This window comes from Magnetospirillum sp. LM-5 (assembly GCF_902729445.1).
Taxonomy (GTDB): Bacteria; Pseudomonadota; Alphaproteobacteria; order Rhodospirillales; family Magnetospirillaceae; genus Magnetospirillum.
Map to the genome: position 1 here is coordinate 13,325 of NZ_CACVCE010000056.1, position 12,899 is coordinate 26,223.

At 67.4% G+C, this 12,899-nt stretch carries 13 protein-coding genes and 1 tRNA gene; 4 read left to right on the forward strand and 10 right to left on the reverse strand.

The window, feature by feature from the left end; genetic code table 11:
• Positions 1-202 precede the first annotated feature (202 nt).
• Positions 203-1,120 carry a LysR substrate-binding domain-containing protein gene (locus tag MTBLM5_RS15400; protein WP_173976952.1) on the reverse strand — a complete coding sequence of 306 codons (918 nt, stop codon included), beginning with the start codon at positions 1,118-1,120 and terminating at the stop codon, positions 203-205.
• A 99-nt stretch (positions 1,121-1,219) separates the two neighbouring features.
• On the opposite strand from MTBLM5_RS15400, the gene MTBLM5_RS15405 reads away from it, so the two are divergent.
• The gene (locus MTBLM5_RS15405; protein ID WP_173976953.1) at positions 1,220-2,401 is read left to right on the forward strand and encodes an acyl-CoA dehydrogenase; all 1,182 of its coding nucleotides are present in this window, start codon (positions 1,220-1,222) and stop codon (positions 2,399-2,401) included.
• A gap of 12 nt (positions 2,402-2,413) precedes the next feature.
• Positions 2,414-3,631, forward strand: a complete 1,218-nt coding sequence (locus MTBLM5_RS15410) for a CaiB/BaiF CoA-transferase family protein (RefSeq protein ID WP_173976954.1) — start codon at positions 2,414-2,416, stop codon at positions 3,629-3,631.
• Positions 3,632-3,661: 30 nt separating this feature from the next.
• Here the strand turns inward: MTBLM5_RS15410 and MTBLM5_RS15415 are convergent, their stop codons facing one another.
• From MTBLM5_RS15415 to MTBLM5_RS15450, 8 genes are all read right to left on the reverse strand, one after another.
• Positions 3,662-4,678, reverse strand: a complete 1,017-nt coding sequence (locus MTBLM5_RS15415; RefSeq protein WP_173976955.1) for a hypothetical protein — start codon at positions 4,676-4,678, stop codon at positions 3,662-3,664.
• Between the two features lie 248 nt (positions 4,679-4,926).
• A complete protein-coding gene (locus MTBLM5_RS15420) occupies positions 4,927-5,274 on the reverse strand; it encodes a DUF86 domain-containing protein (RefSeq protein ID WP_173976956.1) in 348 nt (115 codons plus the stop codon).
• Positions 5,264-5,578: a nucleotidyltransferase family protein gene (locus MTBLM5_RS15425; protein WP_173976957.1), complete on the reverse strand. Its 315-nt coding sequence runs from the start codon at positions 5,576-5,578 to the stop codon at positions 5,264-5,266. Before MTBLM5_RS15425 ends, MTBLM5_RS15420 begins: the two co-directional genes overlap by 11 nt.
• A 164-nt stretch (positions 5,579-5,742) precedes the next feature.
• A tRNA-Phe gene (locus tag MTBLM5_RS15430) sits at positions 5,743-5,818 on the reverse strand.
• Between the two features lie 52 nt (positions 5,819-5,870).
• Positions 5,871-6,068, reverse strand: coding sequence for a DNA gyrase inhibitor YacG (locus MTBLM5_RS15435; RefSeq protein WP_173976958.1), 198 nt, complete (start codon positions 6,066-6,068; stop codon positions 5,871-5,873).
• On the reverse strand, positions 6,065-7,375 hold the full coding sequence (locus MTBLM5_RS15440) for a ribonuclease E/G (RefSeq protein WP_254431084.1): 1,311 nt from the start codon (positions 7,373-7,375) through the stop codon (positions 6,065-6,067). The genes MTBLM5_RS15435 and MTBLM5_RS15440 overlap by 4 nt, the downstream gene beginning before the upstream one ends.
• Positions 7,365-7,958 (reverse strand): nucleoside triphosphate pyrophosphatase, encoded by a 594-nt coding sequence (locus MTBLM5_RS15445; RefSeq protein WP_173976959.1) that lies wholly within the window; start codon positions 7,956-7,958, stop codon positions 7,365-7,367. Before MTBLM5_RS15445 ends, MTBLM5_RS15440 begins: the two co-directional genes overlap by 11 nt.
• A gap of 153 nt (positions 7,959-8,111) precedes the next feature.
• Positions 8,112-8,945, reverse strand: a complete 834-nt coding sequence (locus MTBLM5_RS15450; protein WP_173976960.1) for a hypothetical protein — start codon at positions 8,943-8,945, stop codon at positions 8,112-8,114.
• A gap of 105 nt (positions 8,946-9,050) precedes the next feature.
• Between MTBLM5_RS15450 and MTBLM5_RS15455 the strand changes: the two genes are divergently transcribed.
• Both MTBLM5_RS15455 and MTBLM5_RS15460 read left to right on the forward strand, forming a co-directional pair.
• Entirely contained in the window at positions 9,051-9,734 is a 684-nt protein-coding gene (locus MTBLM5_RS15455; RefSeq protein ID WP_173976961.1) for a cytochrome b/b6 domain-containing protein, read from the forward strand.
• 19 nt (positions 9,735-9,753) lie between these two features.
• Positions 9,754-10,209: a DNA polymerase III subunit chi gene (locus MTBLM5_RS15460; protein WP_173976962.1), complete on the forward strand. Its 456-nt coding sequence runs from the start codon at positions 9,754-9,756 to the stop codon at positions 10,207-10,209.
• Between the two features lie 160 nt (positions 10,210-10,369).
• On the opposite strand, the gene MTBLM5_RS15465 is transcribed toward MTBLM5_RS15460, so the two are convergent.
• Positions 10,370-12,853, reverse strand: a complete 2,484-nt coding sequence (locus MTBLM5_RS15465) for an AsmA family protein (RefSeq protein WP_173976963.1) — start codon at positions 12,851-12,853, stop codon at positions 10,370-10,372.
• Between the last annotated feature and the right edge of the window lie 46 nt (positions 12,854-12,899).

Here is a 12,899-nt window from a genome sequence, read left to right on the forward strand (position 1 = left end):
TGTCGCAGATATAGTATTTTTGCCATGTTTATTTGTGTTTAGTAATGGTTGGCCTTTTGTGATCAGATATGCTATTGTTCAATTCATGAGCTGCGTCATGCTTTAGCGCCTCAATGGCGTATTAAACAGGCGTGGATTGTTTTGATCTGTCACTTTGACCCCGCACCTTGAAAGCAGCCCCGGCCTTGTGCCGGGGCCTTTTTCAATTCCACCGTCCGTCGTGGGTATGGACCGCGATCACCTCGAGCAGTTGGCCGCGCACCGCGCCGGCGGCGGCCGACAGCGGCCGGTCGGTGGCGTGGGCCAGCGAGATGACCCGCTCGATCTCGGGGCGCCGGATCAAGACGGTGTCCAGGCGCTCGGCCAGCGGGCCGTGTTGGGCAAACCGTTGCGACAAGATGGTGTAGCCGATGCCGTCGGCCACCAGCGCCTTGATCTGATCCAGCCCGTCCAGTTCCACCACCACGTTGGGCGGCCGGCGGCGGATGGTGGCGGCGCGTTCCAATTCCTCGCGCACGCCGTGCGGGCGGCTGGGCATGATCAGCGGCAGATCCAGCACGCGATCCATCTCGATGGGGCGATGGGATTCCATGATCCCGGCGCCCTGCGGGCCGACCAGGCACAGGCTTTCGCGGACCAGGAACTCGGTGGCCAGGCCCGGCGGCGGCTGGGCGGCGAACACCACCGCCAGATCGACCGCGCCCGACAGCACCCAATCCTGCATGTGGCCGGACAAGGCCTCGACCACCTTCAGGCGGATGTCGGGGAAGCGCTCGCGCACCCTTTTGACCAGCGGCACCGTCAAGATGGTGGCCAGCGAGGTGGGGATGCCGATCACCGCCGGGCCGGCCGGCACCGCTTGGCCGCCGCGCACCTCGTCGGCCAGGCTGGTCATCTGCTCCAGCAAGGCCTGGGCGCGCCGGGCCAGCCGCAGGCCGCTCTCGGTCGGGACGACGCCGCGGGTGGTCCGGTGCAGCAGGCGGCAGCCGAACTCGGCCTCCAGCCGCTTCAGGTGCAAACTCAGCGCCGGCTGGGCGACGTGCAGAATCTCGGCGGCCCGGGACAGCGAGCGATGTTCGACGATCCCCAGGAAATAGCGCAGGTGGCGAAGGTCGGCCATTGCGATAGAAATCCGTTATGGCGGCGATAGAAAAGATATTTTTCCAAATATACCAGGCATGGGCCACCCTGTCTCGCACCACACCAAGGAGACCTTGCCGTGCAAAGCTTTCGCTGGGACGATCCCTTCCTGCTCGATGCCCAATTGTCCGAGGACGAGACGCTGATCCGCGACTCGGCCCGATCCTATTGCCAGGACCGCTTGCAGCCGCGCGTCATCGCCGCCTTCCGCGAGGAACGCTTCGACCCGGACATCATGGCCGAGATGGGCGAGATGGGCCTGCTGGGCCCGACCATCCCAGAAGAGTATGGCGGGCCGGGGGTGAACCACGTCGCCTACGGCCTGATCGCTCGCGAGGTGGAAAGGGTCGATAGCGGCTATCGCTCGGCCATGAGCGTGCAATCCTCGCTGGTGATGCACCCGATCTATGCTTACGGCACCGAGGAACAGAAAAAGGCCTGGCTGCCCAGGCTGGCCACCGGCCGGGTGGTCGGCTGCTTCGGCCTGACCGAGCCCGATGCCGGGTCCGATCCGGGCTCGATGCGGACCCGGGCCAAGAAGGTCGATGGCGGCTATGTGCTGACCGGTACCAAGATGTGGATCACCAATTCGCCCATCGCCGACATCGCCATCGTCTGGGCCAAGTCCGACGCCCATGACGGCAAGATCAAGGGTTTCATCGTCGAGCGCGGCGCCAAGGGTTTCTCGACCCCCAAGATCGAGGGCAAGATGAGCCTGCGCGCCTCGATCACCGGCGAGATCGTGCTGGACGAGGTGTTCGTTCCCGAAGATGCCCTGCTGCCCGGGGCCACCGGCCTGGCCGGCCCGTTCGGCTGTCTGAACAAGGCGCGCTATGGCATCGCCTGGGGGGTGGTCGGCGCCGCCGAATTCTGCTGGCACGCCGCCCGGCAATATACCCTGGACCGGAAACAGTTCGGCCGGCCGCTGGCCGCCAACCAATTGATTCAGTTCAAGCTGGCCACCATGCAGACCGAGATTACCCTGGCCCTGCAGGCGGCGCTTCGCGTCGGGCGGACCATGGATGACGGCAGCTGGGCGCCCGAGATGATCTCGCTGATCAAGCGCAACAATTGCGTCAAGTCGCTGGACATTGCCCGCCTGGCCCGCGACATGCACGGCGGCAACGGTGTTTCCGACGAGTTCCAGGTGATCCGTCATATGGTAAACCTGGAGACGGTCAACACCTATGAAGGCACCCAGGATGTGCACGCCCTGATCCTGGGCCGTGCCCAGACCGGCATCCAGGCCTTTTCGGGGTAAGCGGGAGGCCACATGGCCCAAGCATTGTCGCATCTGCGTGTCCTTGATCTCAGCCGCGTGCTGGCCGGCCCGTGGGCTGGCCAGTTGCTGGCCGATCTGGGAGCCGAGGTCATCAAGGTGGAAAAGCCGGGCGAGGGCGACGACACCCGCGCCTGGGGGCCGCCCTTCCTGAAGGACCGGGACGGCGCCGACACCCGCGAAAGCGCCTATTACCTGGCGACCAACCGCGGCAAGCGCTCGCTGGCCATCGACTTCACCCGGCCCGAGGGGCAGGAACTGGTGCGCCAACTGGCCGCCCAGTGCGACGTGGTCATCGAGAATTTCAAGGCCGGCGGCCTGGCCAAATACGGCCTGGACTACCCGTCACTGAAGGCGGTCAAGCCCGACATCATCTATTGCTCCATCACCGGCTTCGGCCAGGACGGCCCCTATGCCCAGCGGGCCGGCTATGATTTCCTGGTCCAGGGCATGGGCGGGCTGATGAGCCTGACCGGCGAAGCGGGCGGCGAGCCGATGAAGGTCGGCGTGGCGCTGACCGACATCTTCACCGGCATGTATGCCTCGGTCGCCATCCTGGCCGCCCTGGCTCACCGTGACCGTACCGGCCAGGGCCAGCATGTCGATCTGGCCCTGCTGGACGTCCAGGTGGCGGTGCTGGCCAACCAGGCCAGCAATTACCTGGTCGGCGGCATCGTTCCCCAGCGGCTGGGCAATTCCCATCCCAACATCGTGCCCTACCAGGCCTTCGCCACCAGCGACGGCCACGTCATCCTGGCCATCGGCAACGATTCCCAGTTCCAGCGCTTCTGCACGGTGGCTGGCTGCCCAGCCCTGGCCGAGGATTCGCGTTTCGCCACCAATGCCGGCCGCGTGCGCGAGCGCGAGACCTTGATTGCGCTGCTGCGCCCGATTCTGGCCTCGCGCCCGATGGCCGCGTGGATCGAGGTGCTGGAAGTGGCCGGCGTGCCGTGCGGGCCGATCAACAATCTGGCCCAGGTGTTCGACAATCCGCAGGTGCGCCATCGCGGCATGGTGGCGGGCCTGGACCATCCGCTGGCCGGCCGCGTCGATCTGGTCGCCAACCCGATTCATTTCTCCGAGACGCCGGTGACCTATGACCGGGCGCCGCCGCTGCTGGGCGCCGACAGTGCAGGGGTGCTGGCCGACATTCTGGGGCTGGACCCGGCCGCCATCGCCGCCTTGCGCGCCAAGGGCATTGTTGGCGGTTAGCGCCTGTTATCCACTTGGGCGGAAAACGGCCTAGTCGGGCTCGACCAGACCGCGCAGGGCGTAGCGGCGGCGTTCGTCGGCGGGATAGGCATCCCCCAGGCGCGAGCGCGGAATCTTTTCGTGCAGCGGCGGCGCGCCGAACAGGCTGAACCTGGCCCACAAGGCCAGGCGCGGCGCCCGCACCGGCTCCTCGCCGCGATGGAAGCCGAAGGTGTCGGTCATGAAGGAACTGCCGGCCGGCCCGGTCAGGTGGCGGACATGGTCCTTCCAGACTTCAAGGTAGAACTCGTCGGGTTCGGGGCCGCAGAAATCGTTGGTCTGCAGCCGCTCGGCGGTCATGTGCCAGCGATTGCCGTCCAGCACCTCCTTGGTGCGGCGGAAATTGTTGCTGCCGGCCAGATAGGTGTGGGGGCCGGTCTCCATATCGACGTCGGTCAGGTACATGAAGGCGGTGCAGACCTTGCCGTGGTCCCAGTCGCGATGGAAGTGCTGGCCGTATTTGATGTCGGCATACTGGCCGGGAAACGACCACCAGATGTTGACCGAATAAAGGGTCGGGGCGGCGCCCAGAAAGGCGGTGGCGGCGTCGAGGATGCGCGGCTGCAGCAGGAAATCCAGAAGGTGCGGCGCCATCATCAAGGTGGGGAAGGCATAGGCGCCGAAGCGGAAGGCTTCGGCCCCCAGGCCGATGGTGCGCGGCACATGGTCGGACCGGCGCACCGCCGCATTGAAGGATTCGTAGACGTGGGTGTTATAGACCGGGCATTCCAGCAGATAGTCGCGCAATTCCTCGAGCTGGTCGGCCGGCAGGCCGGCGCCCAAATTATAGATGCCGTCTTCCTCCAATTGGTGGGCGGCATCCTGGGCCGTCTGTCCGACCGGGACCGCGGGGAGCTGCTGATTGACCGCCTCGGCCAGGACATTGGCCCACAATCGGCGCTGGTCGTCGCTGAGCGAGTTGATGAATTGGTGCCCGACCTCGGACATCGAGCGCAGGAACGTCATCGCCGTGCGCGCATCGACTTTGCCAAAATCGTCTGTCTGCATCCTGATCCCCTCCCGTCGATCACACGAAGCTGGGCCAAAGAATCGCACGCCAAGGGTAAAGGGGAGGTGTAGATGATGGACTTGCCCGACGCCCGAAATGGAAAGCCCCCGAAAGGCGTGACCTTTCAGGGGCTTAGAATGGTGCCCAGGGGCGGAATCGTACCACCGGCACTGCGAATTTCAGGCAGAGCGGCCGGAACATCAATATGTTGGTGGTGATGGAGTAGCGAGACCCTATTTAGAGAAGCTTACCCCGCAATCTCTCGAAGCAATTCTTCAACGGCCATCCGCAATCCCGGCAGCGCGCTTTGGGCGATATCCCAGACGCGGCGATGCTCGATTCCGGCATAGCCGTGGATCAGGACGTTGCGAAAGGCGATGATATCTCGCATGTCGGGGATGCGCCCGGCCAATTCTGGATCGGCCTTCGACAACTGGCCCAGGGCTTCGCCGATGATCTCGAATTTGCGCTCGACCGCCGAATAGACCAGTTCGTCTTCGGCGAATGTCGTTGCGTCATGGCCCGCAATGAACCGCAGAATCGCGTCGGATGCCTGCTGGATATCCCACAGATAGGCGCGTGCGTCACGACGCATAGACGACCTCGCGCGTCTGGTTGACCGATGCCAGTACGAACGGGTTGCGAAGCGCACCAGCCTCGACCAAATCCACCGAACGCCCCAGCAGATGCTCCAGCGCCCCGGCAAGGCCGAAATATTGCTCCAACGGCGACAGGCCGGATGCCGCAGGATCGAACGCGACCAGGAAATCGGCATCGCTGCTCACGGGATCGAAATCCTCTCCCCGCGCGGCCGACCCGAACACCTCCAGCCGCCGCACGCCATAGCGGCGGCACATGGTGGCGATCTCTGCGCTATGCTGTGCGATGAGGTGATGCATGACCTCACCCTATCATAGCTTGCTCGGGCGTGCAGCAGGCCCGCATGACAAGCCTAACAGCCCCTGCCGTGCCTTGTTACCTGGGATGTTACCTGGAAGGAGGGTGCGGAGTGCCGCTCAAAATGGAAAGCCCCCGAAAGGCGTGACCTTTCAGGGGCTTAGAATGGTGCCCAGGGGCGGAATCGAACCACCGACACTGCGATTTTCAGTCGCATGCTCTACCAACTGAGCTACCTGGGCGTCCTCGCCAGCGGCGAAGAGAGGGCGCTTATATCGGGTTTCATCGGCGCTGTCAAACGCCTGAATCAAGGTCGTCGTCGGGTTTTTCGTTGGTCTCGACCCGGTACACGCCGCCCAGCCAGCGGTGAAGATCGACGTCGGCGCAGCGGGCCGAGCAGAATGGCTGGAACTTGGGCTCGGGCGGGCGGCCGCACACCGGGCAGGGCTTGTTGCGGTTGGCCGGACCCGGCGGATGGGGGGGCTTGCTCATCGCGCCACCTCCAGGGTCCAATCGCTGTTGGTCCGGCCAGCCTGGGCGACCACACTCAATTTGCGGCCCAGCCGGGCTTGGGCCTCGGCCACCGCTTGCCCCCGCGCCACCAATTGCCCGGCGATCGCGGGCGAAACCGTCAGTGTCAGGGCCGGCCCGGGATGATGGGGGGCCTGGGCCAGGGCGAAGCGCAGGGCGGCGAAGGCCTGGGCCTCGACCGACGGGCCGACATGGCGCTCGTTCATCAGGTCGAACAGCGACGGTCCTTTGCGCTCGCGGGTCATTTCCACCAGCCCCAACGGCGTGATGCCGATGACATGGGTGGCGACCGGGTCACCCGACACAGCCTGCTTCAATTGCGCGACCAGCCGGTTCAACGCGCCCTTGCCGCCGCCCGAGACGAAATCCACCACCATCTGGCCGGCGATGTTGCGCAGGCGGATCTGGCGGGCGATCACCGGCACCGCCTGGGTGTTGGCCTCGGCCGGGTCGGCCGGGCCGGAATCGACGTCGATGGCGGTCAGGGCAGCGGTGGTCTCGAAAGCGACGCGACCACCGCAGGCCAAGTGCACCACCGGGGCCAAGGCCGCCTCCAGCGCGTCCTCGATTGCGGCCAGCACCGGCTCGGGGCCGGTATGGCGCTCGACCACGCTGCCATGGCGGGCGCGGGCCTGGGCCGCGGTCTCGTCGTCGTCGATGACGATGCGGGCGATGGCGGCATGGTCGGCCAGCAGACGGGTCAGCGGATCGGGCCGCCACAGCAAGGCCGGGGCCTTGCCGGCGGCGCGGCCGGCCAGGATCGTCTCCCACTCGACCCGCAACGAGGTCAGATCGGCGGCCAGGTAATCGTCGGAAGCGTTGGCCGCCTGCGGCCGGGCGCTGACGCCCTCGGATTCAAGGACGATGGCCTGCAGCCGCTCGGCCAGGCGTCGGGCCCGGTCCTCGCCCAGCTTGCGCGACACCACCAGGCCGGGCCGGGTGGGGGCGAAGGTCAGGAAGCGGCCGGTCAGGCTGATGTCGGGGGTCAGGGTCGCGCCCTTTTCGCCATGGGCGTCGGCCTTGACCTGGACCAGCACCGCCTGGCCCTGGGTCAGTCCCTTGACGCCCTGCAGGAAGGCAGGGCGATCCTGGCCGATATCGATGAAGGCGGCGCCCATCTTGGGGGCCAGTTCGGCGACCCGGCCCAGGAATACCGCGCCGGCCAGGCTGCCGGGGCGGACCACCGCCAGATCGACCAGGCGGCCGTCGCGCACGACCGCCAGCCTTGATTCACCCGGGCCCCATGAATACAGGATCTCAGTCGACATCGAGGCCGGCCCCCTTCAGCAATTGCGCCGTCTCGAACAAGGGCAGGCCGACCACGTTGGAATAAGAGCCCGAAAGTGCCCGCACGAAGGCGGCGGCGCGGCCCTGGATGGCGTAGCCGCCGGCCTTGCCGTGCCATTCCCCGCTGGCCAGATAGGCATCGATCTCGGCGCGGTCCAGGCGTTTGAAGGTGACGATGGTGGTGACCACCCGGGCGCGAAGCGTGCCGTCGGGGCCAAGCAGAGCCAGGCCGCCCTGGACCCGGTGGCGCCGGCCGGACAACAGGTCCAGGCAGCGCCGGGCGGTGCGTTCGTCTTCCGCCTTGGGCAGGATGCGCCGGCCGCAGGCGACCACGGTGTCGGCGGCCAGGATGAAGCGGCCGGGATGGCGGGCCGCCACCAGGGCGGCCTTGGCCCCGGCCAGGCGCTGGGCGTGCGGCAGCGGCAATTCGCCCTTCAACGGCGTTTCATCCAGGTCGGCGGGATCGACGGTGCCGGGGATCAGTCCGATCTGGCAGAGCAGGTCCAGCCGGCGCGGCGAGGCCGAGGCCAGGACCAGGGAGGAAAGTTCACGGGCAGCGGTCACGGCACGAACACACCTTGGATACAGCGGAAGCGGACCGATGTGGACCCGCCGGCAGCGGCGGTCAAGACTTTTCGGACCCGGTGCGCCCTAGTGTGGTGATTCTGAAATTCGTATGGTCATTCGAATTTCAGAATCACCACACAAATCCACAAATTAGCGCCCCGCACTGGCATCCACCACATCGACGATCCGTCCGTCGGGGAAGGCCACCCGCCAGCCAAGCGACCCCTGCACCGTGATCGATTGGGGCGCGCCGTTCTGTCCCGGCGGCGGCATCGGCAGATCCAGGCGGACCTGGCTTTTGCCCTTGGCATCGACCGACTCGACGCGGACCAAAGGCTCGGCGGAATTGGCCAGGTCGAGGCGCCAATCGCCATCGGGATCGGCCTGGGTGCGGCCGGCCAGGCCTTTGCCGAACCAGGCCTGGACGCCTTTCCCGGGCTCGGCCCGGCCGGCGATGGTGACGGAACCGGTTGGGGTGCGCTCGAGCGCCAGGGCGGCGAAGTCCTGGCGGGAACTTCCGGACAGCACGCGCAGCCGATCGTTCGGCGGGACCAGGATGGTCCGGGCCGGCTGGCCGTGATGGCGGGAAATCACCGTCAACACGCGGCTGGGCGGTCCGCCGGCCTTATCGGCCAAGGTCAGCACCTGCAATCCTTCGGGGATCGGCGCGGTGGGGACGAACACCCACTCGCCGCGGGAATCGGCCAGCACCGAGCCGATGGCGGTGCCGGTCAACTCGACCTGGATGTCGGCCATGGAATCGGCGCGACCGGCGATGACGGTGTCGCCCCTCTCGCCGATCCGCACCACCTCGACCATGACGGTATGGCGCTCGGGGGACGGCTGCGCCATCTGTGACACCGGCTGCGGCAGCACCTCGACGCGGCGCTCGTCCTCGGCGCTCAGCGACAAGGCCAGCCCGACGGCCGCCAGGGCGACGGCAAAACCGAGCAGGGACAGCGCAACAGGGCGGTTCTGGGTCATCGGGCAGAAGGGCGGCGGTGGCGGAGACCGGCAAAGTAGCGTGGATCGGTTGCAATGTCACCGTCGCCCCGTACATTGTGGGCAATCAACCGACGGAGACCGTTCATGGAGCATCGTCAAGCCACCCATCACGTCCCGGTCTGGGACCTGCCGACCCGCCTGTTCCACTGGGCTTTGGTGGGGTTGGTGGTGGTGATGCTGGCCAGCGGCCTGGCTGGGCGCACCGCCATCCACCTGACCCTGGGGCCGGCGCTTCTGGCCCTGGTGCTGTTCCGCCTGGTGTGGGGGGTGATCGGCAGCCCGACGGCCCGCTTCACTCAGTTCGTCAAGGGACCCGGGGCGGCCTTGGCCTATCTGGCCGCCGCCCGTGCCGGCACGGCGCGATCGATCGGTCACAACCCGCTGGGCGCCTATTCGGTGCTGGCCTTGCTGGGATTGCTGCTGGCCCAGACCGCCACCGGGCTGTTCGCCACCGACGACATCGCCGCCAACGGGCCCTTGGCCCATATGGTGTCGTCGGCCTCGGTCAAGTTGGCCTCGAAGCTGCACCGGCTGGGCTATTGGGTGCTGCTGGCCTTCGTCGCCCTGCATCTGGCCGCCATTTTCTTCTATCGCTTCGTCAAGAAGGACGATCTGGTCCGCGCCATGGTCACCGGCACCAAGGAGGTGCCGACCGACATCGACGGCATCCGCTTCGCCAGTTCGGCGAGGGCGTTGGCGGCTCTGGTCTTGTGCGGCTTGCTGGTCTGGGGCACCCTGGCCTTGCTGCCGCCACCGCCGGCCTTCTGACCCGTAGCCCGAGGATTCCATGGCCCAGATCGGCTTTTATCACCTGCTTCGGCTGCCGTTGGAACAGGCGCTGCCGCGCCTGTTGGACAAGGCGGTGACGGCGGGCATGCGCGCGGTGGTGATGGCCGGCAGCACCGAACGGGTCGAGCATCTGAACGCCCTGCTGTGGACCTATGCCGAGGACAGCTGGTTGCCGCACGGCAGCCGCGCCGACGGCGAGCCGGCCCATCAGCCGGTGTGGCTGACCGAGTGCGACGAGAATCCCAATGGCGCGACGGTGCTGGTGCTGTGCGACGGGGTGGTGCCCGCCACCCTGGCCGGCTTCAGCCGTTGCCTGGATCTGTTCGACGGCACCGACGAGCAGGCGGTGGCGGCGGCGCGCGGCCGCTGGAAGGAATGGAAGGAAGCCGGGCACGAACTGGTCTATTACCAGCAGACCGAGCGCGGCGGCTGGGAAGAGAAGGCCAGGACTTAACGTGTTGGCCGGTATCCTGCCGCCATGAGGCGAGCCGCGCTCGCCCCATGGCGGGAAAACAAACCAAGCCCGCGCGGAAAGCTTGCTTGAGCACGGGGTTTCCAAACAAAATCGGGGAAAAGTACACCGAGGCGAAGCCGAGGGACTTTTCCTCGCGGAGCTAGCGCCCGCCCAGGCCCTTGAACAATTCCTGCAAGATGCGCTTGCCCGACGGCTTTTCGCCGCTTTCCTCGCCCCCCTTGCGCAAGGCGCGGCCCAGGCCCTTTTCCACCAGATAGCGCTGGATGGCGTTGGCGTCGATCAGCTTGCGGGGATTGTCGATCGGGCCTTCCAGCCGCACCACCAGGGGCGGAGCAGCGCCTTCGCCGATGCGCAAGGATACCGCTGTGTCGGTGGTCCAGCGCGGCAGATCGACCGAAGAATCAACGGCGGCCGAGCCCCCCTCGGCGGTCAATTTGAGGTCGCGGGTGACGGCGACGCCATCCTTGGCCTGCATGGTGCCGGCCAGCGACGAGAATCGGGTCTTGCCGCCGGCCAGACCGGATTTCAGCAGGGCGCCGATATTGCCCAGCGATCCGATGTCGGCCAGACGGCGATGAATTGCCGGCAAGTCCACGCCCGAGACGATGCCGTCGGTGACGGTCATGCGGCCGTCTCCGGCCAGCCGGCCCGCCATGTCCTGGGTCGTGCGTCCCCAGGTGGAGAAGCGGGCCTGGGCATCGACCCGCCCGTCGGTGACCTTGACGTCGCCTACGCCCAGCCCGATGGCGCCGGCATTGGCGCCGTTCAGCGACCATTGGCCGGTCAGGTTGGGCTGGGTCGCCCCGGCCAGGCGGCCGCTGGCGGCGAAGGTGCCGTTCCATAATTGGCCGGTCAGGCTTTCCAGCAGCGCGGTGCCGTTATCGACCGACAGCCGGGCCTTGGCGCCGTCCAGGCGCAGTCCCTGGATCGCCAGGGTCCGGGCCGACAGCGACACCTGCCCGTCCGCCGCCTGCAAGGCCGACAGGTCGATGGGGTCCGTGCTCCAGGGGCTTGAACGTGGCGGCGCGGGGCTGCGCGCTGCTGCCGGCACGATCGCGGGCGGCCGGGACAGGGTCGGCGGCACCAGGGGCGTGCCCGGACTCAATGCGCCGCTTTTGCGGGGCGCGGTCAACTGATCGATGTCCAGGAAATCGGTGGCCAGATCGGCATCGATACGCGGGCGCGGGCCGGCGAAAGACGCGGCCAGCCGTCCGGTCAGGTCAAGGCCGCGCCACGACAGCCGCAAGGATTGGATGTCCACCCCGTTGACGGCCGGGCTAACCAGGCCCGAAGCCGAAATCGGACCGATACCACCGATATCGGCCTTGCCTTGCATCGCCGTCGGCTGGCCGGCCCTCAGTGCCAGTCGGCCCCGAATCAAGCGGTCGCCGGCATGGACGACGATATCGTCGAAGGCGATGTCGGGCCAGGTCGCCGACAGCCGTGCGGTGGCGGTGCGCTTGTCGGCGGCAAACTTGACCAGGCCTGCGAAATGCGGCGCGCCGTCGGGCGTGGTCAGCGCGCCCTCGACCGCCAGGCGGCTGCCATCGGCGCGGGCCACGCTGGCTTCGCGCACCAGGACCGCGCCTTGTTCCAGCGTCGCCTCGAACCTGGCCTGGGCCAGCGACTGCCCCTTCCACCGCAAACCGTCGATGGCGATGGCCAGATTGGCGAAGATGCCAGTCGGCAACGCCAATCGCGGCATCGGCGCGGACTCGGTGGCGGGCCCCAGGAGCGACGGCGCCGCCGGGGCACCGGGTGACGCGGGCAGGGGGTCAGCCGCCGGCTTGTCAGCCACGGGTTCGGCGATGGCGGGTGTGGGCGCGGGCGCGGCCCACAAATCGAGGTCGAGATCGGCGACCTTGGCGGTGACGTCGATGACCACCGGATCGCCGTGGGCGGCGGCCAGGCCGCCTTCGATCCGGGTGGTGCCGATCCGGCCCTTGACGTCCGACAGGCTGATCTCGCCGCCGCCGGCCGCCAGATTGGCCTCGAAATTCAACGGCATGTTGGGCGGCCCGCCCAGGGGGGCCAAGTCGGCGGCGACGACGGTCAGGCGCCCGGTCAACCCCCGGGCTGTCGCCAGCGGGCTGATCCTGCCGGCGAAATCCAGCGCGCCGCCGGCACTGGGCAGGCGTAGCGACAAATTGGCCGCTCCGGTGCCGTCGTCGCCGGCGACGGAACCGGCAAAGGTCGCGACATGGGCGCCCCAGCGGGCCTCGCCGGTGACCAGCGGGCTGAAGGTCTGACGGACCAGGGTGATGGTGTCGATCTGCGCCTGGCCGCCGGGCAGGCGGAAAGCCGGGCGTTCCAGGGTCAACTCGGCCGGTTCGACCAGGCCGGCCAGCAGGGGCGCGACCGCCAGCCGCGAGGTGATACCCCCGACCTGGGCGGCAGGCGCTTCCGGGTCGCCGATCAGCACCCGGCCGGTGGTCAGAATCGGAATCGGCAACAGATGCAGGCGCAACGGTTCGGTGAAGGTGACCGGGCTGCCCAGCAGCCGCGACAGCCGTTCGGCCGAGCGGCGTTGGACCTTGTCCAGGTCGATGGTCAGCGGCAGCACCACCGCCGAGGTGGCCACCACGATCGAAACACCAGCAATGATCCGGGCGATGCGCCGCATGGACCGGTTACCCCCCAGGTCGGTTCAGAGCCCGAGTTTAAGCGCC

Coding starts and splice junctions, on each gene's coding strand:
- MTBLM5_RS15400 (WP_173976952.1), bottom strand. CDS start 1,120: ATGGCCGACCTTCGCCACCTGCGCTATTTCCTGGGGATCGTCGAACAT.
- MTBLM5_RS15410 (WP_173976954.1), top strand. CDS start 2,414: ATGGCCCAAGCATTGTCGCATCTGCGTGTCCTTGATCTCAGCCGCGTG.
- MTBLM5_RS15415 (WP_173976955.1), bottom strand. CDS start 4,678: ATGCAGACAGACGATTTTGGCAAAGTCGATGCGCGCACGGCGATGACG.
- MTBLM5_RS15420 (WP_173976956.1), bottom strand. CDS start 5,274: ATGCGTCGTGACGCACGCGCCTATCTGTGGGATATCCAGCAGGCATCC.
- MTBLM5_RS15425 (WP_173976957.1), bottom strand. CDS start 5,578: ATGCATCACCTCATCGCACAGCATAGCGCAGAGATCGCCACCATGTGC.
- MTBLM5_RS15435 (WP_173976958.1), bottom strand. CDS start 6,068: ATGAGCAAGCCCCCCCATCCGCCGGGTCCGGCCAACCGCAACAAGCCC.
- MTBLM5_RS15440 (WP_254431084.1), bottom strand. CDS start 7,375: ATGTCGACTGAGATCCTGTATTCATGGGGCCCGGGTGAATCAAGGCTG.
- MTBLM5_RS15450 (WP_173976960.1), bottom strand. CDS start 8,945: ATGACCCAGAACCGCCCTGTTGCGCTGTCCCTGCTCGGTTTTGCCGTC.
- MTBLM5_RS15455 (WP_173976961.1), top strand. CDS start 9,051: ATGGAGCATCGTCAAGCCACCCATCACGTCCCGGTCTGGGACCTGCCG.
- MTBLM5_RS15460 (WP_173976962.1), top strand. CDS start 9,754: ATGGCCCAGATCGGCTTTTATCACCTGCTTCGGCTGCCGTTGGAACAG.
- MTBLM5_RS15465 (WP_173976963.1), bottom strand. CDS start 12,853: ATGCGGCGCATCGCCCGGATCATTGCTGGTGTTTCGATCGTGGTGGCC.